General features: G+C 72.7%; 24 protein-coding genes. 18 read left to right on the top strand and 6 right to left on the bottom strand.

Features of this window, described 5'->3' with window-relative positions; translation table 11 throughout:
• Nucleotides 1–10: 10 nt before the first annotated feature.
• The 3 genes from ACQPXG_RS19900 to ACQPXG_RS19910 form a co-directional block, all read right to left on the bottom strand.
• Nucleotides 11–640, bottom strand: coding sequence for a DUF305 domain-containing protein (locus ACQPXG_RS19900; RefSeq protein ID WP_433469191.1), 630 nt, complete (start codon nt 638–640; stop codon nt 11–13).
• Entirely contained in the window at nt 637–1,269 is a 633-nt protein-coding gene (locus ACQPXG_RS19905) for a DUF3105 domain-containing protein (protein ID WP_433469192.1), read from the bottom strand. Before ACQPXG_RS19905 ends, ACQPXG_RS19900 begins: the two co-directional genes overlap by 4 nt.
• A gap of 104 nt (nt 1,270–1,373) precedes the next feature.
• Complete coding sequence (locus ACQPXG_RS19910) at nt 1,374–1,823, bottom strand: hypothetical protein (RefSeq protein ID WP_433469193.1); 450 nt, start codon at nt 1,821–1,823, stop codon at nt 1,374–1,376.
• Nucleotides 1,824–2,066: 243 nt separating this feature from the next.
• Between ACQPXG_RS19910 and ACQPXG_RS19915 the strand changes: the two genes are divergently transcribed.
• The 7 genes from ACQPXG_RS19915 (at nt 2,067) to ACQPXG_RS19945 (ending at nt 9,476) form a co-directional block, all read left to right on the top strand.
• On the top strand, nt 2,067–3,329 hold the full coding sequence (locus ACQPXG_RS19915) for a replication-associated recombination protein A (RefSeq protein ID WP_433470007.1): 1,263 nt from the start codon (nt 2,067–2,069) through the stop codon (nt 3,327–3,329).
• 106 nt (nt 3,330–3,435) lie between these two features.
• The gene (locus ACQPXG_RS19920; RefSeq protein WP_433469194.1) at nt 3,436–3,867 is read left to right on the top strand and encodes a DUF948 domain-containing protein; all 432 of its coding nucleotides are present in this window, start codon (nt 3,436–3,438) and stop codon (nt 3,865–3,867) included.
• Entirely contained in the window at nt 3,864–4,184 is a 321-nt protein-coding gene (locus tag ACQPXG_RS19925; RefSeq protein WP_433469195.1) for a hypothetical protein, read from the top strand. Before ACQPXG_RS19920 ends, ACQPXG_RS19925 begins: the two co-directional genes overlap by 4 nt.
• A 2-nt stretch (nt 4,185–4,186) precedes the next feature.
• Nucleotides 4,187–6,856: an alanine--tRNA ligase gene (gene alaS, locus ACQPXG_RS19930; protein WP_433469196.1), complete on the top strand. Its 2,670-nt coding sequence runs from the start codon at nt 4,187–4,189 to the stop codon at nt 6,854–6,856.
• 174 nt (nt 6,857–7,030) lie between these two features.
• A complete protein-coding gene (ruvX, locus tag ACQPXG_RS19935) occupies nt 7,031–7,489 on the top strand; it encodes a Holliday junction resolvase RuvX (RefSeq protein ID WP_433469197.1) in 459 nt (152 codons plus the stop codon).
• Complete coding sequence (gene mltG, locus ACQPXG_RS19940; RefSeq protein WP_433469198.1) at nt 7,486–8,646, top strand: endolytic transglycosylase MltG; 1,161 nt, start codon at nt 7,486–7,488, stop codon at nt 8,644–8,646. Before ruvX ends, mltG begins: the two co-directional genes overlap by 4 nt.
• Nucleotides 8,643–9,476 (top strand): shikimate dehydrogenase, encoded by an 834-nt coding sequence (locus ACQPXG_RS19945; RefSeq protein WP_433469199.1) that lies wholly within the window; start codon nt 8,643–8,645, stop codon nt 9,474–9,476. Before mltG ends, ACQPXG_RS19945 begins: the two co-directional genes overlap by 4 nt.
• 5 nt (nt 9,477–9,481) lie before the next feature.
• Here ACQPXG_RS19945 and ACQPXG_RS19950 read toward each other — a convergent pair whose 3' ends face one another.
• Nucleotides 9,482–10,903 (bottom strand): prenyltransferase/squalene oxidase repeat-containing protein, encoded by a 1,422-nt coding sequence (locus ACQPXG_RS19950; protein ID WP_433469200.1) that lies wholly within the window; start codon nt 10,901–10,903, stop codon nt 9,482–9,484.
• Nucleotides 10,904–11,056: 153 nt separating this feature from the next.
• Between ACQPXG_RS19950 and ACQPXG_RS19955 the strand changes: the two genes are divergently transcribed.
• Nucleotides 11,057–11,761: an HIT family protein gene (locus ACQPXG_RS19955; protein ID WP_433469201.1), complete on the top strand. Its 705-nt coding sequence runs from the start codon at nt 11,057–11,059 to the stop codon at nt 11,759–11,761.
• On the opposite strand, the gene ACQPXG_RS19960 is transcribed toward ACQPXG_RS19955, so the two are convergent.
• Nucleotides 11,737–12,675 (bottom strand): carbohydrate kinase family protein, encoded by a 939-nt coding sequence (locus ACQPXG_RS19960; RefSeq protein WP_433469202.1) that lies wholly within the window; start codon nt 12,673–12,675, stop codon nt 11,737–11,739. The two genes, ACQPXG_RS19955 and ACQPXG_RS19960, sit on opposite strands and share 25 nt — an antisense overlap.
• A gap of 8 nt (nt 12,676–12,683) precedes the next feature.
• Nucleotides 12,684–13,175, bottom strand: a complete 492-nt coding sequence (locus tag ACQPXG_RS19965) for an NUDIX domain-containing protein (protein WP_433469203.1) — start codon at nt 13,173–13,175, stop codon at nt 12,684–12,686.
• Between the two features lie 540 nt (nt 13,176–13,715).
• Between ACQPXG_RS19965 and infC the strand changes: the two genes are divergently transcribed.
• From infC to ACQPXG_RS20015, 10 genes are all read left to right on the top strand, one after another.
• On the top strand, nt 13,716–14,246 hold the full coding sequence (gene infC, locus ACQPXG_RS19970; RefSeq protein WP_433470008.1) for a translation initiation factor IF-3: 531 nt from the start codon (nt 13,716–13,718) through the stop codon (nt 14,244–14,246).
• Nucleotides 14,247–14,427: 181 nt separating this feature from the next.
• On the top strand, nt 14,428–14,622 hold the full coding sequence (gene rpmI, locus ACQPXG_RS19975; RefSeq protein WP_067468638.1) for a 50S ribosomal protein L35: 195 nt from the start codon (nt 14,428–14,430) through the stop codon (nt 14,620–14,622).
• Nucleotides 14,623–14,691: 69 nt separating this feature from the next.
• Nucleotides 14,692–15,069 (top strand): 50S ribosomal protein L20, encoded by a 378-nt coding sequence (gene rplT, locus ACQPXG_RS19980; protein ID WP_433469204.1) that lies wholly within the window; start codon nt 14,692–14,694, stop codon nt 15,067–15,069.
• A gap of 34 nt (nt 15,070–15,103) precedes the next feature.
• Nucleotides 15,104–15,919, top strand: coding sequence for a TrmH family RNA methyltransferase (locus ACQPXG_RS19985; RefSeq protein ID WP_433469205.1), 816 nt, complete (start codon nt 15,104–15,106; stop codon nt 15,917–15,919).
• Between the two features lie 287 nt (nt 15,920–16,206).
• Nucleotides 16,207–16,704, top strand: coding sequence for an STAS domain-containing protein (locus ACQPXG_RS19990; RefSeq protein WP_433469206.1), 498 nt, complete (start codon nt 16,207–16,209; stop codon nt 16,702–16,704).
• A 188-nt stretch (nt 16,705–16,892) separates the two neighbouring features.
• Nucleotides 16,893–17,981 (top strand): ATP-binding protein, encoded by a 1,089-nt coding sequence (locus tag ACQPXG_RS19995; protein WP_433469207.1) that lies wholly within the window; start codon nt 16,893–16,895, stop codon nt 17,979–17,981.
• 137 nt (nt 17,982–18,118) lie between these two features.
• Nucleotides 18,119–19,228 (top strand): phenylalanine--tRNA ligase subunit alpha, encoded by a 1,110-nt coding sequence (gene pheS, locus ACQPXG_RS20000; RefSeq protein WP_433469208.1) that lies wholly within the window; start codon nt 18,119–18,121, stop codon nt 19,226–19,228.
• The gene (gene pheT / locus ACQPXG_RS20005; protein WP_433469209.1) at nt 19,228–21,705 is read left to right on the top strand and encodes a phenylalanine--tRNA ligase subunit beta; all 2,478 of its coding nucleotides are present in this window, start codon (nt 19,228–19,230) and stop codon (nt 21,703–21,705) included. Before pheS ends, pheT begins: the two co-directional genes overlap by 1 nt.
• Nucleotides 21,706–22,044: 339 nt before the next feature.
• Nucleotides 22,045–23,664, top strand: coding sequence for an ABC-F family ATP-binding cassette domain-containing protein (locus tag ACQPXG_RS20010; RefSeq protein WP_433469210.1), 1,620 nt, complete (start codon nt 22,045–22,047; stop codon nt 23,662–23,664).
• An 89-nt stretch (nt 23,665–23,753) separates the two neighbouring features.
• On the top strand, nt 23,754–24,488 hold the full coding sequence (locus ACQPXG_RS20015; protein ID WP_433469211.1) for a hypothetical protein: 735 nt from the start codon (nt 23,754–23,756) through the stop codon (nt 24,486–24,488).
• Nucleotides 24,489–24,839 lie beyond the last annotated feature (351 nt).

The following is a 24,839-nucleotide window of genomic DNA, read 5'->3' on the forward strand; positions in this document are numbered from 1 at the left end:
CTGCCCGCGATCACGCGGCCGGGCCGCCGCGCCGCCGGAGCATCGCGTTCATCTGCGTGATCTCCGCCTGCTGGCCTTCCACCATCGTGCGGGCCAGCCGCCGCACCCGGTCGTGCCCGGTACGGGCCAGCACCGCCTCCGCCATGCCGACGCCGCCGCGGTGGTGCGCGATCATCAGCCGCAGGAACAGGACCTCGGCGGTGCGGCCGGACGCCTTCTCCAGCTCGGCGAGCTGCTCGCGCGTCGCCATGCCCGGCATCGTCGCCGTGCCGCCCTCCCCGTGGCCGCCGTGGCCGGACATCCACCGCATGGGGCCGGCCGGGTCGGCCTTCGGCAGCCGCCATTCGTCCAGCCACGCCGTCATCATGCCGATCTGGGCGGACTGGGTGTTGATGATGTCGTAGGCCAGCAGCCGGACATCCGGGTCGTCCGTGCGGTCCCGGACGATGAACGACATCCGCACCGCCTGGGCGTGGTGCGCGCTCATGTCCCGGGCGAATCCGGCTTCCGGGCCGTCGGTGCCCGGCCGCTCCGAGCGGGAGACGGCGAGCGCCACGAGGACGGCCCCGGCGAGCAGTACGAGGGCGGCGAGGACGACGGTGACGCGCCGTCCCCGCGGTGCCGCGGCGTCCTCGCTCACGGGGTGTCCTTGCCGCCGTCGCAGGCCGCGCCGGGCTCGGGCGTCTGCGGGCCCTTCACGAAGGTGCGCAGGAACCGGTCCACGCGCGGGTCGGACGCCTTCTGGAGTTTGAGCTGCTTGCCCCAGGCGGTGAGCGCGATCGGCGCGTCCAGGGACGGGTACGGGCTCAGCAGCGTGTAGTCGGTGCCGGTGACCTTGGCTTTGAGCGCACTGAGCTGGTCGGCGGCCAGGCCGGGGCGGTAGGCGATCCAGACGGCGCCGTGCTCCAGCGAGTGGACGGCGTTCTCGTTCTGCAGCGGCGCGTCGTAGACGCGGCCGTCGCAGTTCTGCCAGACGGGGTTGTGGTCGCCGCCCATCGGCGGGGCGGTGTCGTACTCGACGGTGCCGGCGACGTGGCCGCGGCCGAGACCGTCCTTGGTCACCAGGCCGCTGATGGACGCGGAGTCGTCGGCGGACGACGGCCTGGTCAGCATGAACGCGTAACCGATGGCGACGACCGCCACCAGGCCGATCGCGCCGAAGAAGGCGATGGCTCCCCACTGGACCTCGGGCTGCGTCAGCGCGTTCTTCTTCGTGTTCTTGTTAAGGGCGTTGCCACGTGCGTTCTTGTTGCGGGCGCTCTTGGACATGAGAGCGGTCCTCTCAGGGGCTGTGGATCTCTACGGACAGGAGGCAGCGCCGTGACACGACCAGGGGTCGGTACGGCGGTGCGGGCGGACCTAAGGCCGGTCCGTCACAGCCGGAGAACCTGGAGAGAGGGCGTGGACGCGAGGACGGCCGCGGCACCGGGCGGCTGCGCGAGCGCCCAGCCGAGGCGGGCGGGAAGACGCGTGAGGGGGCGCCCCAGCCAGGCCGCCAGCCCGAGCAGCACGAGGGTGAACAGCACGGCCAGGCACAGGCACGCCTCCATCGGCGCCTGTGAGGGGACCTTCATGGGCGGAGCGGTCAGCGCCGCGTGTACGGGGCTGTGATGGCCGTTGAGCGGCGAAACCCCAGCGTCCGGCTGTGCGTGGCCGGTGAACGCGTCGGCGACGGTGACGGGCACGCTCACCGCGTGCTGGGTGCATACGCGCGCCGGAGGCGCGTGCCCCAGGCCGTAGCTGAAGACCAGCCCGCCCACGACGAACAGCGCCACGAGCAGACCGGCGAGCCCGTGGCGCCGACGTGGGGCCGTACCGGACACCGTCACGCTCCTGAATGCGCCTTCCGGGGTCTTCCAACGCCACAGCCGGGCTGCGGGTTCCCGCCCCGCCGGACGGCCGGGAACGTCCCTGCCCCGAGATAGTGTCGGAGCGTGACCAGCAGGGCGGAATCGGGCGAGCCGGAGGGCCTCTTCGACGCGCCGGCGCCGGAGCGCGCGGCCCCGGAGCCGGTGACCGCGCCGGCCGCGCCGGGCGGGGGCGCGGAGCGGCCGCTCGCCGTCCGGATGCGCCCGCGCGCGCTGGACGAGGTCGTCGGGCAGGCCCATCTGCTCGGCCCCGGCACGCCGATCCGGCAGCTCGTCGACCGGGACGTGCCGATGTCGCTCGTCCTGTGGGGCCCGCCCGGAACGGGCAAGACCACCCTCGCCACCGTCGTCAGCCACGTCACGTCCCGCCGCTTCGTGGAGATCTCGGCGGTCAGCGACGGCGTCAAGCGCGTCCGCGCCGAGATCGACCTGGCGCGGCGGGAGCTGGGCATGACCGGGCGCCAGACCGTCCTGTTCGTCGACGAGGTGCACCGCTTCAACAAGGCCCAGCAGGACGCCCTGCTGCCCGCCGTCGAGAACCGCTGGGTCTCCTTCATCGGCGCCACCACCGAGAACCCGTTCTTCTCCGTCATCAGCCCGCTCCTGTCGCGCTCGCTGCTGCTGACCTTGGAGCCGCTCGGCGAGGACGACCTGCGCGAGGTGATCCGCCGGGCGCTCACGGAGGAGCGCGGGCTGGACGGCGCGGCGACCCTCGACGCCGCCGCCGAGGACCACCTGATCAGGCTTGCCGGCGGCGACGCCCGCCGGACCCTCACCTACCTGGAGGCCGCCTCGCTCGTCGTCGCGGACGGCGGCGTGATCGACGTGGACGTGCTGGAGAAGGCCGTCGACCGGGCCGCCGTCCGCTACGACCGCGAGGGCGACCAGCACTACGACGTCATCAGCGCGTTCATCAAGAGCATCCGCGGCAGCGACGTCGACGCGGCGCTGCACTACCTGGCCCGCATGATCGAGGCCGGCGAGGACGCCCGGTTCATCGCCCGGCGGCTGATCGTGCACGCAAGCGAGGACGTCGGGATGGCCGACCCGACCGCGTTGCAGACCGCCGTCGCCGCGGCCCAGGCCGTGGAGTTCGTCGGCCTTCCCGAGGCCCGTATCAACCTCGCGCAGGCGGTGATCCACCTCTCCCTGGCGCCGAAGTCCAACGCTGTGATCATGGCGGTGGACGGGGCGCTCGGCGACGTCCGCAAGGGCCTCGCCGGGCCCGTCCCGGGGCATCTGCGCGACGCGCACTACAAGGGCGCCGCGAAGATCGGGCACGGGCAGGGCTACAAGTACGCCCACGACCATCCCGGCGGCGTGGTCAAGCAGCAGTACGCGCCCGACTCGGTGGACGGCCGGGAGTACTATCGCCCGACCAGGCACGGTGCCGAGTCGCGGTTCACCGAGGTGCTCGCCCGGATCCGCTCGGTTCTGCGCGGCGCCGCCGACCGGCGATGACCGATCCGGCCTGGCCTGTGCTCCCGCCATGTGGGGTGGCGGAACGGTAAGGTCTGTCAAGCCATGCCCGGCCTTCGAGCCGAACTCACGCGAACGGAAAGCCCTGATGCTCACTGGTGGACAGCTAGCAGGTCTCATCGTGGCCGTGTTCTGGGCGGTGCTGGTCTCGTTCATCGCGCTCACCCTGCTGAAGCTCTCCCGTCTCCTCGGCGAGGCCAGCAAGGTCGTCCAGGAGATCGGAGACCAGGCCGGCCCGCTGCTGGACGACATGACCCGGACGGTGAAGCGCGCGAACGAGCAGCTCGGCCGCACTGACGTCATCACCAAGCAGGTCGCCGGCGTCACCCAGAACGTCTCGGCCGTCACCACCGTGATGACCTCGGTGGTCGGCGGGCCGCTGGTCAAGGCCGCCGCCTTCTCCTACGGCGTCCGCAAGGCCCTCGGCGGCCGCGACGGCGACGACCGGTCCCCGTCCGGCAGGCCGGCGCTGCAGACGCGGTCCTCGAGTACGCGGTCCTCGGGTAAGGGACGCGGATGAGACGGCTGTTCTGGCTCGGCGTCGGCGCGGGCGCCGGCGTCTACGTCACGCACCGCGTCAAGCGGCGCGTCGAGCGGTTCACGCGCACCTGGTCCCCCGAGGGGGTCGCGGCCCGTGCCGTGTCGACCGGGCAGAGCGCCGGAGACCGGCTGAGGCTTTTCGCCTCCGACGTCCGTACCGAGATGCAGACCCGCGAAGAGGAACTGCGCGAGGCCGTCCGCATGGACCAGGCTCCCCCGGACGCCGGGGACCCCCGGCCCCGCCGGGTGCTCAAGGCGAGATACACGATCATCGACGACGACAAGGATGGCAACTGATCATGGAGTCGGCAGAGGTCGCACGCCGCTTCCTCAGGTTCTTCGAGGAGCGCGGGCACACGGTGGTGCCCTCGGCCAGCCTGGTCGCCGAGGACCCGACCCTGCTGCTGGTCAACGCCGGCATGGTCCCGTTCAAGCCCTACTTCCTCGGCCAGCGCACCCCGCCGTCGCAGCGGATGACCAGCGCGCAGAAGTGCGTGCGGACGCCCGACATCGAAGAGGTCGGCAGGACCACCCGGCACGCCACGTTCTTCCAGATGCTGGGCAACTTCTCCATCGGCGACTACTTCAAGGAGCAGGCGATCCCGTTCGCCTGGGAGCTGCTGACCCGGTCGCGGGACGACGGCGGCTTCGGGTTCCCCGAGGACAAGCTGTGGGTCACCGTCTTCAACGACGACGACGAGGCCCAGAGCATCTGGCACGACAAGGTCGGCGTCCCCCTCGACCGCATCCAGCGGCGCGGCATGGAGGACAACTTCTGGTCGATGGGCGTCCCCGGCCCGTGCGGCCCCTGCTCGGAGATCTACTACGACCGGGGCCCCGAGTACGGCCGCGAGGGCGGCCCGGTCGCCGACGAGGACCGCTACCTGGAGGTGTGGAACCTCGTCTTCATGCAGTACGAGCGGGGCCCCGGGGAGAGCAAGACCGACTTCCCGATCCTCGGCGACCTGCCGGCCAAGAACATCGACACCGGCATGGGCCTGGAGCGCATGGCGGCGATCCTGCAGGGCGTCGACAACATCTACGAGACCGACACCCTCTGGCGCGTCCTCGACCGCGCCGCGCAGCTGACCGGCGCGTCCTACGGCCGTGACCACCGCGCGGACGTGTCGCTGCGGGTCATCGCCGACCACGTCCGCAGCGGGACGATGATGGTCGCGGACGGCATCCGCCCGTCCAACGAGGGCCGCGGCTACGTGCTGCGCCGCATCCTGCGCCGCTCCATCCGCAACCTGCGGCTGCTCGGCGGCCAGGATGCCGGCCTCATGCACGAGCTCACCGCCGTCGGGATCAAGGCGATGGGCGAGCAGTACCCCGAGCTGGTGCGGACGGCCGCGAACATCCACACCGTCATCGACGCTGAAGAGGACTCCTTCCTCCAGACGCTCCGCACCGGCACCGCCATCTTCGACACGGCCGTCGAGGAGACCAAGCGGTCCGGCGGCGCGAGGCTGGCCGGTGAGCAGGCGTTCAAGCTGCACGACACCTACGGCTTCCCGATCGACCTCACCCTGGAGATGGCGTCCGAGCAGGGCCTCCAGGTGGACGAGGAGGGCTTTCGCCGGCTCATGAAGGAGCAGCGGGACCGCGCGAAGCGGGACGCCCGCGACAAGAAGACCGGCAACCTCGACGTCTCCGTCCTGGACGAGCTGCTCACCGGAGCCGGCGGCAAGGTCGACTTCACCGGCTACAGCGGCCTCGCCGGCGACGCTCGCCTCGTCGGGCTGCTGGTGAACGGCGCCAACGCGCCCGCCGCCGGGGAGGGCACCGAGGTCGAGGTCGTCCTCGACCGCACCCCGTTCTACGCCGAGGGCGGCGGCCAGCTCGCCGACCACGGCCTGATCCGGCTCGGCAACGGCGCCGTCATCGAGGTGACGGACGTGCAGACGCCGCTCTCCGGCCTCGTCGTGCACCGCGGCCGCGTCCGCAGCGGCGAGGCGCAGGCCGGCGACACCGCCTACGCCGAGGTCGACGTGGAGCGCCGCCGGGCGATCTCCCGCTCGCACACCGCGACCCACATGGTGCACGCCGGGTTCCGCCGCGCCCTCGGCGAGTCCGCCGCCCAGGCCGGGTCGGAGAACTCGCCCGGGCGGTTCCGGTTCGACTTCACCGCGTCGGGCGCCGTCCCGCCGAGCGTGCTCCGGGATGTCGAGGACGAGGTCAACGAGGTCCTGGTCGGCGACCTGGACGTCCGCGCCTTCCACACCTCCATCGACGAGGCCCGCGCGATGGGAGCGCTCGCCCTGTTCGGCGAGAAGTACGGCGACGAGGTCCGGGTCGTCGAGGTCGGCGACTACTCCCGCGAGCTGTGCGGCGGCACCCACGTCGCCCGCTCCGGGCAGCTCGGCCTGATCAAGGTGCTGGGCGAGTCGTCCATCGGCGCCGGGGTCCGCCGCGTCGAGGCGCTCGTCGGCATCGACGCGTTCCGCTTCCTGGCCCGCGAGAGCGTTCTCGTCGCGCAGCTCGCCGAGCAGATGAAGGCCCGCAAGGAGGAGCTGCCCGAGCGGATCTCCGGGGTGGTCACCCGGCTCCGCGACGCGGAGAAGGAGCTGGAGAAGCTCCGCTCCCAGCAGGTCCTCGCGATCGCGGGGTCCCTCGCCGACGCCGCCAAGGACATCGGCGGCATCGCGTTCGTGGGGCACCGCGCCCCCGAGGGCACCGGCGCCGACGACCTGCGCAAGCTGGCCGTCGACATCCGCGGCAGGCTCACGGCCCGCCCCGCGGTCGTGATGGTCACCGGCGTGCCGAAGGACCGTCCCGTCGTGGTCGTCGCCGTCACCGAGGGCGCGCGCGACCGCGGCCTCAAGGCGGGCGCGCTCGTCGGCCTCGCGGCCAGGGCCCTCGGCGGAGGCGGCGGCGGCAAGGACGATCTCGCCCAGGGAGGCGGCGCCGACGCCGCGGCCGTGGACGAGGCCCTCGCCGCCGTCGAACGAGCAGTAGGGGCCGCGTGAGCCCGGCACGACGGGGCGGGAGAAGCCGGCCGGGCCGGACGGAGGCACGGCGATGAGGCGCGAGCGGCGCGGCGCCGGCTGGACCGAGGAGCGCGCGCAGCGACGAAGGGGCGAGCACGCGACGAGGGAAGCCGGTGCCGTTCAGCGCCCGAGCCGCCGAGCGGAGGCGAGTCAATGAGGCAGGGCGTGCGGCTTGGGATCGACGTGGGGAGCGTGCGCGTCGGGGTCGCCCGGTGCGACCCCGGCGGGATCCTCGCGTCCCCGCTGGAGACCGTGAAGAGCGGCAAGGGCGACATCGACCGTCTCCTGGAACTGGCCGCCGAGCACGAGGCGATCGAGGTGGTCGTCGGCCTGCCCACCTCGCTGTCGGGGCGGGAGGGCCCGGCGGCGCAGGCCGCGCGCAGGTTCGCGGCCCGGCTCGCGGACCGGCTCCCCCCGGAGACGGTCCGGCTGCACGACGAGCGGCTCACCACCGTCACCGCGGAGAGCGGGCTGCGGGCCGGCGGGGTGCACGGTCAGGCGAGGCGCAAGGTCGTCGACCAGGCCGCCGCGGCGGTCCTCCTCCAGGCGGCCCTGGACGCGGAACGGTTGACGGGACGCCCCCCGGGAGAGATCGTCCGGGGGAGCTCATGAACGATTTGGACCTCTTCTCAGATCCGTACGGCGACGGGCGACCGTCCGAGGAGCGGCTCACCAGGCGGGACCAGCGTCGCGTCCGCAGACGGCAGCGCAGGCGCAGGCGCAGCGGCAGGGCGGCGGCCCTGTTCGCGATGGCCTTCCTGGTGGCGGTGTTCGGCACCGGCGGCGTCCTCGGGTACGCGTGGCTCGACAACCAGTGGCATCCGCCGGACTACGACGGGCGCGGCACCGGGAACGTCACGGTCCAGATCAAGGACGGTGCGAGCGGCTCGGTGATCGGGACGACGCTGCAGCAGCACCGCGTGGTGAAGAGCGCCCGCGCGTTCGTGAAGGCGTACAACAAGGAGGTGCGCGCCTCCGGCATCCAGCCCGGCTTCTACCAGATGCGGCAGAGGATGTCGTCGTCGGCGGCGATGGCGCTGCTGCTGGACCCGAAGTCGCGGGCCGGGAACCAGATCACGATCCCGGAGGGACGCCGGGCCGTGGAGGTCTTCGAGCTGCTGGCGAAGAAGACCGGCATCTCCGCCAAGGAGTTCCAGGCGGTGGCGAAGAAGCCGCAGTCCCTGGGGCTGCCGTCGTACGCGAAGGGCAAGGTGGAGGGGTACCTGTACCCGGGCCGCTACGACCTGGACCCGAACGGCACCGCCGAGCAGATCCTCAAGCAGATGGTGGCGCGCTTCACCCAGGAGGCCGACAGCGTCGACCTCGTCGGCAAGGCACGCGAGGCGAAGTTCAGCCCGCAGACGGTCATGACGCTGGCCAGCCTGGTCCAGGCGGAGGGCGGCAAGCCCAGCGACCTGCCGAAGATCTCCCGGGTCATCTACAACCGGGTGGCGCGCGGCATGCCCCTGCAGTTCGACACGACCGTCCTGTACGCGCTCAACAAGCGCACCCTGACCGTGACGAACGAGGACCTCAAGGTCGACTCGCCTTACAACACCTACACGCACAAGGGACTGCCGCCCGGCCCGATCGCCAACCCGGGGCCGGACGCCATCGAGGCGGCGCTCGCGCCGAAGGACGGGACGTGGCTGTACTTCATCGCGACCGACCCGACGAACAAGGTCACGAAGTTCGCCACGACGGACGAGCAGCGGCAGCAGATCGAGAAGGAGTTCCGGGCCTGGCAGAAGGCGCACCCGGGCCAGTGAGCGGCGCCACCACCGGCCGGGCCGCGGTCCTCGGGTCGCCGATCGCGCATTCTCTGTCGCCGGTGCTGCACCGGGCGGCGTACGCGGCGATGGGCCTGGACGGCTGGTCCTACGAGGCGGTCGAGTGCGGCGAGGACGGCCTCGGCGCGTTCCTGGACGGGCTCGGACCCGACTGGGCGGGCCTGTCGCTGACGATGCCGCTGAAACGCGTCGCGCTCGGCCTCGTGGACACGGTGTCCGACCTCGCGGTGCGGGTCGGCGGTGCGAACACGATCGTCCTGCGGGGCGGGCGGCGGCACGGCGAGAACACCGACGTGTACGGCATCGAGACGGCGCTGGCAGAGGCCGGCCTGAAGGCGCCGGCGTCGGCGCTGGTGCTGGGCGGCGGCGCGACCGCGGCGTCCGCGCTGGCCGCGCTCGCGGGCCTCGGCACGCGCGAGGCGGTGCTGGCGGTGCGGACACCCGAGCGCGCCGCCGGGACCGCCGGGGTGGGGGAGCGTTTCGGGCTCGCGGTCCGGGTCGTCACGCTCGACCGGGTGCCCGCGCAACTGCCGGCGGATCTCGTGGTGTCGACGCTTCCCGGGCGGGCCGCCGACACGTTCGCCGAGCCGGTCGCCGAATCCGGCGCGGCCCTGTTCGACGTGGTGTACGCGCCCTGGCCGACGGTTCTGGCGGCGACGGTGCAGCGGGCCGGCGGCACGGTCGTCGGCGGGTTCGAGATGCTCTTGCACCAGGCCGTCCGCCAGGTGGCGCTGATGACCGGCCGCGAGGACGTGCCGGTGGAGGCGATGCGCGCCGCGGGCGAGGCGGAGCTGGCCCGCCGCGGCTGACGGGTTCAGGGAGGGGCCCGCTGGGTGCGGCGCCGCTTCACCGACTCGTCGATGCTGGTGAGGACGATGGGCAGGATGACGCTCAGCCAGAAGTCCTTCCAGCCCCACAGGTCCGCGGCGACGCCCAGCGCGCTGCCCGCGCACACCAGGCCCAGAAGGAGCGCCGCCCAGTGCCGCTGGACGAACCCGACCGGGTCGACGAGCCGGCGGTGCGGCAGGAGGTCAGTGAGGGGGCGTTCCCGGGCGTGGGAGCGCTGCACGACCGTCGCGTCCGGCAGCCAGTGCAGGACGTCGGCGTTCCCGGCGAGCGGGAGGCGGGCGAGCGCGATCAGCGTCTCCATCCGCCACCACAGCGTCCACAGCGACGTGCGGCCGCTGCCGGGATAGCCGTTCCAGCGCGGGTCGGTGATCTCCCCGCGCACGAGGGTCCGGAAGGCGCGGGCGACGGCCGGGCCGTGCGGGCCGCGAGGGTCCCGCAGCAGCGCGGTGAGCGCGATCGGGAGCCCGTAGTGCCAGAGGGCGAGCCGCCACACCGGATGGGGCCCGGCCCCGTGTTCCGAGGCGCCGTGTTCCGAGGCGCCGTGTTCCGAGGCGCGGTGGCAGGATGCGCCGGGCGGTGAGACGTCGTAGGTCTCGATCCAGGTGTGGTCGTCGTCGGGGTCGAGGTTGCCGAGCAGCCAGTCGTAGGCGTCCAGCAGCCGCTCGGTCCGCAGGTCCGGACGCGCCTCGGCCAGCGTCACCAGCGCGAAGGCGGTGTGCGTGACGGTGGGACGGGACGCCTGCGTCGGCCCCCAGGCGGGGCGGTGCGCGGTCCGGTCGGCCGTCAGCCACTCCACGCCCCGGTCCACGGCGGGATCGTAGGGGTTGAGCTGGCTGAGCGCGCGCAGCGCCAGGCAGGTCAGCCAGACCCGGGACGGGCAGCCGTGCAGCGAGCCCCATCCGCCGTCGGGGTTCTGGTTGCGCAGCAGCCACCGGTAGGCGCGCTTGAGGTCGGGGGCGTCGTCGCGGAGGTCGCAACGGGCGCGGGCGAGGAACCGCGCGATCCAGCCGGTCGCCTCGACCACCGGCATGCCGAGGCTGGTCTTGGTGGCCCAGCCGCCGTCCCGCAGCGGGTCCTCCGAACGCGTCTGCCGTGCGGCGAGGAACGCCAGGCCGTCGTCGAAGTACTCGAACGCGCGGCCCGCCTCGACGAACGCCAGCAGCCCGAGGGCGGTGGCGGTGGTGCCGGGTTCCGGCCGCGCGAGCTCGTGGTACCAGCCTCCGCCGGTGCCGAGCGCGGGCGCGTAGGTGTCGCGCAGGACGTCCAGCGACTCGTTCAGTCTCGCTTCGAGGACCGCCATGTCGATGGCCGGGATCTGGGAGCGGGACATGGCGGCGGAGCGGGCGGCGCGGGGTGCCGGGACGGGGAGCGGAGGTGTCTGGTTCACGATGTAGCCTTCTGACTATTTTGTTCCCGTCAAGTCAGGTTTTGTACCTCATTGGCTCCATGTCTGTATCCGCGCTCGCACAGATCACGGACGCGCGGCGCCGGGCACGCTGGAGGGAGACCGCTCCCGCGTTCCGCGATGCTGGGAGGTGGCTTGGCCGAGCCGACCGTCTGGAACGAACCCGATCACGACTGCGTCCTGTGCCCCCCGCTGCGATTCCGCTTCAACGGCATGGCCGGCCTGCCCGGCGAGTCGGGCATCATCGCGGGTGACCGCGACTTCCTCCTGATACCGGACGTGGCTCCGCTCGTGGAGGGACACCTGCTCCTCGTGACGCGCGACCACCACCAGTGCGCCGGGGACTTCGGCCGGGAGATGTGGGAACGCGCCCTGCACTGGCGTGACCGCGTCGCCCGCCTCTACCGCGAGGCGTACGGGACGGGTGAGCTGCTGCTGTTCGAACATGGCCCCGCCACGCCACAGGGCGGCGGCGCGTGCGTCGACCATGCGCACTGGCACCTGCTGCCCGGGACACCGGGCGTGCGTGCGGTGGTCGAGCGGGAAGGACGTCCCGGAACGCCGGCCGACCACGCCGCCCTGCGGGCCTGCTTCCGCACCGGCCGTTCCTATCTGCTGATTGAGGAGGGCGGCGTCGCGACCGTCCATCCGGGCGATGGCGTGCGGAGCCAGTTCCTGCGCTGGGCCGTGACGGTCACCGGCCAGGGCGAGACCTGGCGCTGGCAGGAGACGTTCGGACTTCCCGGCAGCAGGCGGCGCTTCCTGCGCACCCTCAGGGCGATGCGCGCCGCGACGGCCGCCCTCCCGGACGAAGATCACCCTGCGGACAGCCACCAGTAGAGCTCGCACGCGGCCATCCGGTCGCCGAAGCCCGCGCGCCGCACGCCGGGCTTGTAGCCGGTCGGGTACTCCATGAGCAGCCGTCCCCGCTTGTAGGCGAGCACCTGTTCCAGGGACGTCGCACCGAACCGCAACAGCCACAGCGGCCTGTTCCGCACGTCGCGATCGAGTATCGGCAGAAGCCCCCTGAGTTCGTTCCCGCCGGCCGGCACCGGTCGTCCGAGAAGACGCGCCAGCGTGTGCGCCTCGGAGATGACCAGGTCCGCCGCCTCCAGCATCGGCAGCACATCGGACACCGGGAGCCGCGCGTCGATGTCGTGCGGGACGAGGTCGAACGCGACCCGGGTCCCCGCCGCGCGTGCGGTGCGGACCGCCTCGCGCACCGCCGCCCGCGAGACCGGGGACAGCAGCGCGTACCCGTCGGCGGCCAGCACGTCGGCGTCCTCGATGCCGCGCGCCGCGGCGCGCACGTCCTCCGCGGTGAGGTGCCGCGCCGGCGGCTCGTCCTGTACGACGAGGAGCCGGACCCCGGGTCCGTCCCCGCGGGGGCGGTCGCGCAGCATCACCGACACGCCGTTCGGGACGCCGGGCTCGACGCAGAGGTGGTCGTCGGCTCCGATCCGCCGCAACTCCCGGCGGATCACCTCCGTGTAGTCGTCGTCGCCGATCTTGGCCAGCACGCCGACCCGGCGGAAGTAGCCCGTCGCGCACCGGGCCAGGTTGACCGCGGTCCCGGCGGCCATGGCCCGCGCCGGCGCGTAGGCGAGGCGGTCGGCGTCGAGGTCGGCGAACCGGACGTCCGGCAGGGAGGCGCGCACCTCGATCCCGGCGTCCCCGACGACGAAGAGGGCGAACCGGCGTTCGGCCGCCCCGTCCAGGCCCGGCCACTCGGCGGGCGATCGGGGCGGCGTCATGCCCGGGCTCAGCCGGCCTGGTGGAGGAAGGCCCGCATCACCGGGCGCAGGCTCGGGATGAGGTCGTAGCCGCCGATCTCCTCCAGCGGCACCCAGGCGCACCCGTCGAGGTGGTCGCCGGCGTCCTGGTTCTCCAGGGTGGCGTCCAAGGACACGGGCCGGCAGCGGCGCGCCGCCGCGACCACCCGTATCCGCCCGCCCGCGGGGCCGCGGTCGGGCATGAACCACTGCCACAGATGGAACGGCGGCCCGGGCTCGATCTTGAGGCCGACTTCCTCCCAGACCTCGCGCCGGATGTGGTCGTCGAGATCGAGGTCGCCCGCCACCTCCAGCCGCCCGCCGGGCACCTCCCAGCGGCCGGGATGGAACGGGTCGGACGCCGACTTGCGGACCAGCAGCAGCCGTCCGCCGGACGCGATGAACGCCTTCTGCGCGAACTGCAGTCCGATCGGTGACAAGGCGGTGAGGGAGCCGGCCGCGCCGGCCTCGACCGAGGGCATCGCGGGAAACCTCCCTGGTGCCGGCCCCACCGGGCCGTTTCCGCTCCACCGTAACAAGCCGCCGCCCGGAGGCCGAGACGCCAACCGGGCCAGAACACCCTCACCATCGTCCCCGGGGAAGCGCGTCGCCGGGAATGGGCCGGCGTCCGGGTCGGTTGAATGGAGTGGCGTACCTCACCCGGACGCCCGCGCGGCCACGGTGTCACGCGGGCGGTCCGGTGCGGCGCACGCGGTCCCGCCAGGTGGTAGTCTTGGTGGCCGACCGGCCCTGTGCGCGCGACCATGTGGCAGCGCGTGCCGGGCGCGCAAGCGGAGGCCACCTCCCACCTGACCGGCCGAAGGCCGGTGGGTCTCGGTCCGGCGAACGGGCGCTCGACGCCCGTCCCGCCGTAGTCCCTGGGCGGCACGGCCGTTCGGGGAGACCGAAGGTGGCCCCGTGCGTGAGTCGTGCGGGGCTTTTCTCGTGGAAGCCTCGGGGTACGACCGGTCCAACGAACTTGAGAACGGCCCCAAGGAGGTCCCATCAGCGCCGAACCGCGTATCAACGACCGCATTCGCGTGCCCGAGGTCCGGCTCGTCGGCCCGAACGGCGAACAGGTGGGCATCGTGCCCATCGCCAAGGCCCTTGAACTCGCGCGTGAGTCGGACCTCGACCTCGTCGAGGTGGCGCCCACCGCGCGCCCGCCCGTCGCCAAGCTCATGGACTACGGCAAGTTCAAGTACGAGTCCGCGATGAAGGCGCGTGAGGCGCGGAAGAACCAGGCGCACACGGTCATCAAGGAGATCAAGCTCCGCCCGAAGATCGACCCGCACGACTACGAGACCAAGAAGGGTCACGTGGTGCGGTTCCTGAAGGCCGGGGACAAGGTGAAGGTCACGATCATGTTCCGTGGTCGTGAGCAGTCCCGTCCCGAGCTCGGTTTCCGGCTGCTGCAGCGGCTCGCCGACGACGTCGAGGACCTCGGCTTCGTCGAGTCGCGGCCCAAGCAGGACGGCCGGAACATGATCATGGTGATCGGTCCGCACAAGAAGAAGACGGCCCGCGGGCAGGACGCCGAGAGCACCGCCTGACGGCCGTTGCGGGGCGCCCGAGCGGCGGTCCCCACTCCGCGACCTCGCGGCAGAGCGGGGTCGCGGCGCACGTACATTGAAGCCTGACCTGGCGCGTCCACGGAGCCCGTGCGGTGCGCCGATCAGGCGCGCCTCCGTGCGTCACGCACGGAGGCCGGGAAAGAGGGAGACGACGGCGACCATGCCGAAGACCAAGACCCACAGTGGTGCCAAGAAGCGCTTCAAGCTGACCGGCTCCGGCAAGGTGATGCGCCGCCGCGCCAACAAGAACCACCTGCTCGAGCACAAGCCCACCAAGCGGACGCGCCGCCTGTCCGGCCCGGCCGTCGTGGCCGACGCCGACGCCAAGAACATCAAGAAGCTGCTGCGCAAGTAGCACCCGACCAGCAACATCAGCGACCGGCCGAGGCCCGGAAGGCCCCGGCCCCCACGAAGGAGTCAGCACGTGGCACGCGTGAAGCGGGCGGTCAACGCCGCCAAGAAGCGTCGGGTCGTCCTGGAGCGGTCGAGCGGCTACCGCGGGCAGCGTTCGCGCCTGTACCGCAAGGCCAAGGAGCAGCAGCTCCACTCGATGACCTACGCCTTCCGGGACCGCAAGGACCGCAAGGGCCAGTTCCGCCGGCTGTGGATCCAGCGGATCAACGCCGCGGCCCGCGCCAACGGCATCACCTACAACCGGTTCATCCAGGGCCTGAAGGCCGCCGAGGTGGAGGTCGACCGGCGCATGCTCGCCGAGCTCGCCGTCAACGACGCCCCGGCGTTCGCCACCCTGGTGAAGGTCGCCAAGGACGCGCTCCCGGCCGAGGGTTCGGAGGCGGCCTGAGCCGGGTGACCGGCATACGGGCGATTACGGCGACATGGCGGGCCGCGAGCTGACCTCTCTCCGATCACCGCGGGTGAAGGCCGCTCGGCGGCTCGCCAAACGCGCCTTCCGGCGCCGCGAGAACCGGTTCCTCGCTGAGGGGCCGCAGGCGGTGCGGGAGGCGCTGGAGATCCCCGGTGGGCTCGCCGAGCTGTTCACCACGGCCGAGGCGGAGGCCCGCCACCCCGAGCTGGTGCTCGCCGCCGAGCGCGCCGGCGCGCCGGTGCTGCGCGTCAGCGGGGAGGTCATGGCGGAACTGGCCCAGACCGTCACCCCGCAGGGGCTGCTGGCGGTCTGCGAGTTCGTCGACGTCCCGCTCGGCGAGGCGTTGGAGGCCGGTCCCCGGCTGGTGACCGTCCTCGCGCACGTCCGCGACCCGGGCAACGCGGGAACCGTGCTGCGCACCGCCGACGCCGCCGGCTCGGAGACGGTCGTGTTCACCGACGCGTCCGTCGACCCCTACAACGGCAAGTGCGTCCGCGCCTCGGCGGGCAGCCTGTTCCATCTGCCGGTCGTGGTCGGCCCGCGGTTCGACACGCTGATCCCCGAGTTGAAGGGCGCGGGCCTCACCGTCCTCGCCGCCGACGGCGCGGGCGACCGCACCCTCGACGGGGCGATCGACGAGGGGCTGCTCGCGCGCCCCACCGCGTGGGTGTTCGGGAACGAGGCGTGGGGACTGCCCGAGGAGATCCTCCGGCACGTGGACGAGGTGGTGCGCGTGCCCATCTACGGGCGGGCCGAGAGCCTGAACCTGGCGACGGCGGCGGCCGTATGCCTCTATGCGTCGGCCCGTGCCCAGCTCACGTCCTAACGGGGCGGAAGGGGCCGCACGTTCGCACGGTCGCGGAGGTTCAATGCATACCGTGATCGGTTGGCCGCAATCGGTCGCTCCGCGCGCCGTTTTCCGGTGGGTGAGCTGGGAGGATTGTCCGCACGCGGACGGCAGGCGGGGGGTCGGCCGCCGCGCGCGACTCGTTCGCAGGTAGGAGCGGGATAGGGACCGGCGGTGGATTACGCCGTCCCGCCCCGTGCCTAACGTGTTGATCAGTGCGTTGACCAGGGCGGCGACGATGCCGCGCAAAGTTGGGGGCGAGCGTGATGACCGAGGAGACCAGGCGTGCCGTACGGGCGGGCCGGCGGGCGCCGGAGGTGCGGTGCCGGGCCGGTTCGGTCCGCGCGGCCACCGCTCCGGGCTTCCCCGGCGCGCAGGCCGCGGCGGACGGGCTGCGGATCGAGATCTCCCGGGTGCGCGGCGACACGGCCGTCGTCGCGGTGGCCGGGGAGATCGACCTGCGCACGGCCGGCTCGCTGCGCGACCGGCTCGTGGGGCTGCACGAGGCGGGGCCGCGTCGGCTGGTGGCCGACTTCACCGCCGTCCCGTTCTGCGACGCGGCCGGGCTCGGCGCGCTGGTCGCCGCGCACAACCAGATCGCGGCCGGCGGCGGCGAGATCGTCCTCGCCGGGGTCCGGCCCGCGCAGCTGCGGCTCCTGCGCATCACCGGGCTGCACAACCTGTTCGCGATCCACCCGGACGTCGAGGCGGCGCTGTCCGGTCGGGCGCTCTCCGGACAGGACTCGCCGACCACCTCGCGGTGAGCCGCGGACGTCCTGGTGAGGCCGCCCTCCGGAGTGGGCGGCACACCGCCCGGAGGCCACACATGCCTTGCCGCCGGGCGGTTTCCGGGTCCCGTCAGGGGCCCGACTCCGGCTAGAGTCTCTATTCGACAGGCCGCGTTCTCATCGGTGTTGTGGAGGCCGCTGTGGGCGGAGAGGAACCCCCTCTCGTGGCCGCGCGCGTGCCCGAGGCCGGGTCCGGGCCGGTTCCCGAGGAGGGCACCGCGGACGACCTGCCCGACGGGCTGCTGGTCGCCGGGCGGGACGCCCGCGTGCTGGTGTTCAACGCCGCCGCCGCGCGCATCACCGGGATTCCCGCCGCGTCCGCGCTGGGCCGCGACTTCCGCGACGTCCTGCCGCTGCACGACGCCGAGGGCCGCGACTGGTGGAAGTGCCTGGCCCCCTACGACGGCCTGTCCACCCGCACCCGGCACCCCGAGCGGGTGCTCTTCCTGCCCGGCGGCACCGAGGTGCTGGTGACCGCCGCGTACCGGCGCGGCGGCGACCGGCGGGTGGAACGGTTCACCGTGTGCCTGCGCGACGCCCTGCACCGCACCAGGCAGGAACGCGACCGCGCCGACCTCGTCTCGACCGTCGCGCACGAGCTGCGCTCCCCGCTGACCAGCGTGAAGGGGTTCACCGCGACGCTGCTGGCCAAGTGGCACCGCTTCAACGACGACCAGAAGCGGGTCATGCTGGAGACCGTCAACGCCGACGCCGACCGGGTCACCCGGCTGATCACCGAGCTGCTGGACGTGTCCCGGATCGAGGCCGGCCGGCTGGAGATGCACCGCCAGGTCGTCGACATCCCCGAGGAGGTCCGCAAGGTCATCGCGGGCCGGGTCGCGGCCGGCGAGCCGGAGGACAGGTTCCGGTTCGAGACGCGGGGCGAGCTGCCCGAGATGTGGCTCGATCCCGACAAGATGGATCAGATACTCGGCAACCTCGTCGAAAACGCGGTGCGGCACGGAGCGGGTACTGTCACCATCGTGGTGGAGCCGGACGCGCACAAGGAGGGAGCCGCCGTGTCGGTGCGCGACGAGGGCGAGGGCATTCCGCCCGAGGCCGTCCAGCGCGTCTTCCGGCAGTTCTGGCGCGGCCCCGGCGGCAACCGCCGCGGCGGCACCGGCCTCGGGCTCTACATCGTCAAGGGCCTGGTCGAGGCGCACGGCGGCGTGATCACCGTGCGGCGGGCGCCCGGCGGCGGCGCCGAGTTCCGATTTACCGTGCCCGCAGGGGCCCCCGACTACGCGAGCTGAATCCGGCGCACGGCGCCGGGTACGCCGCAGGCGGAACCCCGACAGGGCCAGCGCGTCACGCGCATGCTTTCCGGATCCTCATCGCCCGCGCACTAGACTGCGGGCGTCCCACGCCGACCGGAGTCGATCACACCACCATGTCTGCACCCAACAAGTCCTATGATCCCGTCGAGGTGTCCGCGCTGCAGCCGGAAGAGCTGGAGCGGGCCCGTGACGAGGCGCTCGCGGCCATCGCCGCGGCGTCCGGCCTCGACGACCTGAAGCAGGTCCGCCTGGCGCACGCCGGCGACCGTTCCCCGCTCGCCCTCGCCAACCGCGAGATCGGCGCGCTGCCGCCCGCGGCCCGCGCCGACGCCGGCAAGCGCATCGGCGCCGCCCGCGGCGCGGTGTCCCAGGCGCTCAAGGCGCGCCAGGCCGAGCTGGAGGAGGAGCGCGACCAGCGCGTCCTCGTCGAGGAGACCGTCGACGTCACGCTCCCGTGGGACCGCGCCCCGCGCGGCGCCCGGCACCCGCTGACCACGATGCAGGAGCGGATGGCCGACGTCTTCGTCTCCATGGGCTTCGAGGTCTCCGAGGGCCCCGAGGTCGAGGCGGAGTGGTTCAACTTCGACGCGCTGAACTTCCTGCCCGACCACCCGGCCCGCACGATGCAGGACACCTTCTTCGTGGAGTCGGAGGAGTCCGGGCTGGTGATGCGCACGCACACCTCCCCGATGCAGATCAGGTCGCTGCTCTCCCGGCCGCTGCCGGTGTACGTGGTGGCGCCGGGGCGCACGTTCCGCACCGACGAGCTGGACGCCACGCACAGCCCCGTCTTCCACCAGCTGGAGGGCCTCGCCGTCGACGAGGGCCTGACGATGGCCGACCTGCGCGGCGGCATCGACGCGTTCGTCACCGGCATGTTCGGTGAGGGGCTGAAGACGCGGTTCAGGCCGTCGTACTTCCCGTTCACCGAGCCGTCCGCCGAGGTGGACATGCAGTGCTTCGTGTGCCGGGGCGCGTCCGCGGAGCCGGGCGCCGAGCCGTGCCGCACCTGCAGCTCGGAGGGCTGGATCGAGCTGGGCGGCTGCGGCATGGTCAACCCGCGGGTGCTGGTCGCCTGCGGCGTGGACCCCGACCGCTACAGCGGCTGGGCGTTCGGGATGGGCGTCGAGCGGACGCTGATGTTCCGGCACGGCGTCGAGGACATGTACGACATGGTGGAGGGTGACGTCCGGTTCACCCTCCCGTTCGGGACGGAGATCTGATGCGGGCCCCGCTTTCCTGGGTGCGCGAGTACGCCGAGCTTCCGGCCGGCGTCACGGGCCGTGCGCTGGCCGCCGAGCTGATCGCGGCCGGCCTGGAGGTCGAGACCGTCGAGCAGGCGGGCGCCGACCTCACCGGCCCGCTCGTGGTCGGCGAGGTGCTGGCGATCGAGGAGCTGACCGGCTTCAAGAAGCCGATCCGCTACTGCCAGGTGAACGTCGGCGACGCCAACGGGACCGGCGAGCCGCAGAATATCGTGTGCGGCGCCACCAACTTCGCCGTCGGTGACCACGTCGTGGTGATCCTGCCGGGCGGCGTGCTGCCGGGCGGCTTCGAGATCGGCGCCCGCAAGACCTACGGGCACCTGTCCGAGGGCATGATCTGCTCGGTGACCGAACTCGGCATCGGCGACGACCACAGCGGCATCCTCGTCCTGCCGCCGGACACACCGGTCGGGGCGGACGCGGTGGAGCTTCTCGGGCTGCGCGACGACGTCCTGGACATCGCCGTCAGCCCGGACCGCGGCTACGCCCTGTCGATCCGCGGCATCGCCCGCGAGGCCGCCACCGCCTACGGGGTGCCGTTCAAGGACCCGGCGGACGTGGAACTTCCGGTGAAGAACGGCGAGGCGTATCCGGCGAGTATCGGTGACGCGTCCGCGTGCGACCGGTTCGTGCTCCGCGAGGTGCGCGGCTTCGACCCGGACGCGAAGACGCCGCTGTGGATGCAGGTCCGCCTGCACCGCGCCGGGATGCGCCCGGTGTCGCTGGCGGTGGACGTCACCAACTACCTGATGCTGGAGCTGGGCCAGCCCCTCCACGCCTTCGACCGGGGCAAGCTCACCGGCCCGATCGTGGTGCGGCGCGCCGCCCCCGGCGAGAAGCTGGAGACGCTCGACCACGTCAAGCGGACCCTCGACCCCGACGACATCCTCATCACCGACGAGTCGGGGCCGATCTCGATGGCCGGCACGATGGGCGGGCTCGCCACCGAGATCGACGAGCGGTCGGCCGACATGGTCATCGAGGCCGCGCACTTCGACGCCATGGGCACCGCCCGGATGAGCCGCCGGCACCGGCTGCACAGCGAGGCGTCCCACCGGTTCGAACGCGGCGTCGACCGCGAGCTGCCGCTGTACGCCTCGTACCTGGCGGTGCGGATGCTCGCCGAGCTCGGCGGCGCGGAGATCGTGCCGGGTGTCACCCACGCGGAGGCGCCGGTCGAGCCGGCCACGGTGACGATGCCCGCCGGTCATCCCGACAGGGTCGCGGGCGTGACGTACGGGCGGGACGCGGTCGTCCGGCGGCTGGAGCAGGTGGGCTGCACCGTCGCCGGGGACGGCGTGCTGACGGTGACCCCGCCGTCCTGGCGCCCCGACCTCACCGACCCGAACGACCTCGCCGAGGAGGTCATCCGGCTGGAGGGGTACGAGGACATCCCGGCCCGGGCGCCGCGCCCGGCGGCGGGCAAGGGCCTGACCGCACGGCAGCGGCTGCGCCGCCGGGTCGGCCGCGCCCTCGCCGGCGCCGGGTACGTGGAGGCGCTGGCCTTCCCGTTCATCGCCGAGAAGGACCTGGACGGTCTCCACCTTCCGGCCGGCGACGCGCGGCGGCGGACGCTGCGGCTCGCGAACCCGCTGTCGGAGGAGGAGCCGCTGCTGCGCACCACGCTGCTGCCGGGCCTGCTCAAGGTGCTGGCGCTCAACGTGGGACGCGGCTTCGGCGACGCCGCCCTGTTTGAGATCGGCGTGGTGTTCCGGCCGCGTCCGGACGCGCCGGAGCGGGCACCGCGCCTGGCCGTGGACCGAGGCCCCACCGCCGACGAGGTCGCCACCGTGGAGGCGGCGCTGCCGGACCAGCCGCACCGGCTCGCGGTCGTGCTGTCCGGCGACCGCGAGCCGTCGGGCTGGTGGGGCGAGGGCCGCCCGGCGCTGTGGGCGGACGCGATCGAGGCCGCCCGGACGGTGGCCCGGGAGGTCGGCGTCGAGCTGACCGTCAAGGCCGACCAGCACGAGCCGTGGCACCCGGGCCGGTGCGCCGCGCTGTACGCCGGGGACACGCTCGCCGGGCACGCCGGCGAACTGCACCCGCGTGTGACCAAGGCGTACGGGCTGCCGCCGCGGACGTGCGCGATGGAGCTGGAACTGGGCCGCCTCGGCGACCCGGTGCCGGTGCGGGCGCCGCACGTGTCGTCCTACCCGGTCGCCACGCAGGACGTCGCGCTGGTCGTCGACTCCGCGGTGCCCGCCGCCGAGGTCGAGACCGCGTTGCGCGACGGCGCCGGTGACCTGCTGGAGGCGATCCGGCTGTTCGACGTCTACACCGGCGAGCAGGTGGGCGAGGGCCGCAAGTCGCTGGCGTACGCGCTGCGGTTCCGTGCCCCGGACCGCACGCTCACCGCCGAGGAGGCGTCCGAGGCCCGCGACGCCGCGGTGGCGGCGGCGTCCGACCGCACCGGAGCCGTCCTGCGCGGCGCCTGACAAAGCACCGAGCGTGCCCGGACCCGGCCGAGGTCCGGGCACGTTCGTGTTCCGGCCCGCATGGTCGGTCCCGGCCCACGGGTGGCCGACCGAGCGTTAACACTACTTGTGTTGCGATAAGTCCTCGGGTAGCCTTACCTCGTCACATCGCCGCCCGGTTGGGGAGTCCATTGAGGAACTGAGGTCCGACACCGCGCAGCGGCCGTCCACCGGCCCGCGCACGTGACCTCAGTACGGACTCTGATCCCGCCGGGCTTCTTCATGCCCGCCGGCGCGTCGCGCGATCCGCGGTGTCTCCATGCGTCCCGCATCTCTCTTTCACCATGGAGGCCGCCCCTTATGTCTTTCGCCATCGTGTGCTCGGACCTGTCCTTCGCGTGGGAGGACGGCACCGTCGTCCTGGACGGCCTCGACGCCGCGTTCGGCACCGGCCGTACCGGCCTCATCGGCGTCAACGGCTCCGGCAAGTCCACCCTGCTGAAGATCATCGCCGGTGAGCTGCGACCCGGGTCGGGGACCGTCGCCGTCGAGGGCGAGGTCGGCTACCTGCCGCAGAACCTCGTCCTGGACGACGCCGCCACCGTCTCCGATCTGCTCGGCATCACCGCGACGCGCACCGCGCTGCACGCCATCGAGCGCGGTGAGGCCACCGAGGAGAACTTCGCCGCCGTAGGCGACGACTGGGACGTCGAGGAACGCGCCCGCGCCGAACTCGACCGGCTCGGCCTCGACCACCTCGGCCTGGACCGGACCGTCCCGACGCTGTCGGGCGGCGAGGCGGTGATGGTCGGGCTCGCCGCCCGGTTCCTCGCGCGCCCCGACGTCCTGCTGCTGGACGAGCCGACCAACAACCTGGACCTGGACGCCCGGCACCGCCTGTACGACGCGGTCGCGTCCTGGACGGGCGTGCTGGTCGTCGTCAGCCACGACCGGGAACTGCTCGACCGCGTCGGCGAGATCGCCGACCTGCGCGACGGCGCCGTCCGGACGTTCGGCGGCAACCTGGCGGCCTACGAGGAGTTCCTCGCCGTCGAGAAGGAGGCCGCGGAACGCACGGTCAGGGCGGCGGAGACCGATCTGCGCCGCCAGAAACGCGAACTGGAGGAGGCCCACGTCAAGCTGGCCCGCCGCCAGCGGTACGGCAGGAAGATGCAGGAGAACAAGCGCGAACCCAAGATCGTGATGGGGGCGCGCAAGCGGCAGGCGCAGGAGTCGGCCGGTAAGCACCGCATCATGCACGAGGAACGGCTCGCGGACGCGCGGACCCGGCTCACCGAGGCGGAGGACGCGGTCCGCGAGGACGCCGAGATCCGCGTCGAGCTGCCCGCCACCCGTGTCTCGGCCGGGCGCACGGTCGCGACCGTGACCGGGCTCGGCGCGGCCGAACCCGAGCTCGGCACGCTCACCGAGCTGATCGTCCGGGGCCCGGAGCGGATCGCGCTGGTCGGCCCGAACGGCTCCGGCAAGACCACCTTCCTCCGGGCGCTCACGGGCGAGCGCGTCCCGGACGGCATGACCGTCCGGATCGGCGTGGACGGCGTCCGGTACCTGCCGCAGCGGCTCGACGTACTCGACGAGGCGCTCAGCGTCGCCGAGAACGTCCGCGCGCAGGCGCCGTCGGCGTCGCCGTCCGAGGTCCGCGCCGGGCTGGCGCGGTTCCTGTTCCGCGGCGCGCGGGCCGACCGGCCCGCCGGGACGCTGTCGGGCGGGGAACGGTTCCGCGCCGTGCTGGCGTCGCTGCTCCTCGCCGAGCCCGCCCCGAAGCTGCTGCTCCTGGACGAGCCGACGAACAACCTCGACATGGCCAGTGCCGCGCAGCTCGCGCAGGCCCTGGCCGCCTACCAGGGGGCGTTGGTCGTGGTCAGCCACGACGTGCCGTTCCTGCGCACCCTCGGCGTCACCCGCTGGCTGCGGATGGACCGCACGGCCGGCCTGGCCGAGATCGAGCCGCTGGAGTGACCGGACCAACCGCCTGACTACCGGAAAATGCGGTGATCTCCCAAAGCGTCACTGTTACGGTCGTCGTCGAAACGAGGGGAGTGGACGGGGTGCCGACCAAGCTGAATCAGATCATCGCGGTGGAGAAGGGCGTCAAGAGCAAGTCCTTCCAGGACCTGACCGCCGCGCACCACGCGGTCCAGAAGGCTCCGCTGCTGTCCGGCATCTCGCGGGCCTACCAGCCGAAGGACGAGGAGGGGGAGCAGCTGCCGGCGGAGTCCACCCGGGTGCAGACCAAGGTGGACGACGTGCTGCGCGAGGTCACGTCCTCGCTGACCCGGCTGTTCGACGTCACCGCCACGAAGGACTGGGCCAACTGCGTCGCCCGCGCCGACGTGACGGTGGACGGCACGACGCTCCTGCGCGACGTGCCCGTCTCCTACCTGCTGTTCCTGGAGAAGCAGCTGAAGGACCTGCACACCTTCGTCAAGAAGCTGCCGGTACTGGACGCCGCCGAGACGTGGACCTTCGACCCCTCCACCGACGTGTGGCGGACCGAGGCCGTCCGCACCGTGAAGACGAAGAAGGTCCCGCGCAACCACGTCAAGGCCGAGGCGACCGAGAAGCACCCGGCCCAGGTCGAGGTGTACTACGAGGACGTCGCCGTCGGGCACTGGACGACGGTGAAGTTCTCCGGCGCCCTCCCGGCGAGGCGCGTCAACGAGCTGCTCGGCCGCGTCGAGAGGCTGCAGGACGCGGTCAAGTTCGCGCGTGAGGAGGCCAACGGGATCGAGGTGACCGACCAGCGGGTCGGCGAGGCGGTCTTCGGCTACCTCTTCGGCTGACCGGCCGGCGCCGCGTGCCGGAACGATTGACAAGTCAACAGGATCTCCCCGCCATGGCGCGGGGGGTGCGCGAGGAGCGCAAGCTGAAGCTGAAGCCGAAACTGACGAGGGCGGGTGACAGTGCGGGTTCGAATCCCGCCCCCGGCACACGTGCCGGGGTAGCCCAACCGGTAGAGGCGGCCTGCCCGCTCAATCTCAGACTCTCGCTCCAGACTCAGCATTCACCGCCGATCGCCGGATCGCCCGGACGTGGACGATCACCCTTGAGATGCCGGTTCGAGTCCGGCTCGCTCCGCTCGTGGGGCGATGGCGTAACGGCAACGCACAAGGGATTCAGACTGATCCGCGTCC

It is taken from the genome of Spirillospora sp. CA-128828 (assembly GCF_050945415.1).
Taxonomy (GTDB): domain Bacteria; phylum Actinomycetota; class Actinomycetes; order Streptosporangiales; family Streptosporangiaceae; genus Spirillospora.

Bases quoted from the DNA above. Each gene is read 5' to 3' on its own strand.
- ACQPXG_RS20010 (WP_433469210.1), top strand. From the start codon at position 22,045: ATGTCTTTCGCCATCGTGTGCTCGGACCTGTCCTTCGCGTGGGAGGAC.
- ruvX (WP_433469197.1), top strand. From the start codon at position 7,031: ATGAGGCAGGGCGTGCGGCTTGGGATCGACGTGGGGAGCGTGCGCGTC.
- pheS (WP_433469208.1), top strand. From the start codon at position 18,119: ATGTCTGCACCCAACAAGTCCTATGATCCCGTCGAGGTGTCCGCGCTG.
- mltG (WP_433469198.1), top strand. From the start codon at position 7,486: ATGAACGATTTGGACCTCTTCTCAGATCCGTACGGCGACGGGCGACCG.
- ACQPXG_RS19960 (WP_433469202.1), bottom strand. From the start codon at position 12,675: ATGACGCCGCCCCGATCGCCCGCCGAGTGGCCGGGCCTGGACGGGGCG.
- ACQPXG_RS19990 (WP_433469206.1), top strand. From the start codon at position 16,207: ATGACCGAGGAGACCAGGCGTGCCGTACGGGCGGGCCGGCGGGCGCCG.
- ACQPXG_RS19965 (WP_433469203.1), bottom strand. From the start codon at position 13,175: ATGCCCTCGGTCGAGGCCGGCGCGGCCGGCTCCCTCACCGCCTTGTCA.
- rpmI (WP_067468638.1), top strand. From the start codon at position 14,428: ATGCCGAAGACCAAGACCCACAGTGGTGCCAAGAAGCGCTTCAAGCTG.
- pheT (WP_433469209.1), top strand. From the start codon at position 19,228: ATGCGGGCCCCGCTTTCCTGGGTGCGCGAGTACGCCGAGCTTCCGGCC.
- ACQPXG_RS19925 (WP_433469195.1), top strand. From the start codon at position 3,864: ATGAGACGGCTGTTCTGGCTCGGCGTCGGCGCGGGCGCCGGCGTCTAC.
- ACQPXG_RS19920 (WP_433469194.1), top strand. From the start codon at position 3,436: ATGCTCACTGGTGGACAGCTAGCAGGTCTCATCGTGGCCGTGTTCTGG.
- ACQPXG_RS19985 (WP_433469205.1), top strand. From the start codon at position 15,104: ATGGCGGGCCGCGAGCTGACCTCTCTCCGATCACCGCGGGTGAAGGCC.
- alaS (WP_433469196.1), top strand. From the start codon at position 4,187: ATGGAGTCGGCAGAGGTCGCACGCCGCTTCCTCAGGTTCTTCGAGGAG.
- ACQPXG_RS19905 (WP_433469192.1), bottom strand. From the start codon at position 1,269: ATGTCCAAGAGCGCCCGCAACAAGAACGCACGTGGCAACGCCCTTAAC.
- ACQPXG_RS19915 (WP_433470007.1), top strand. From the start codon at position 2,067: ATGCGCCCGCGCGCGCTGGACGAGGTCGTCGGGCAGGCCCATCTGCTC.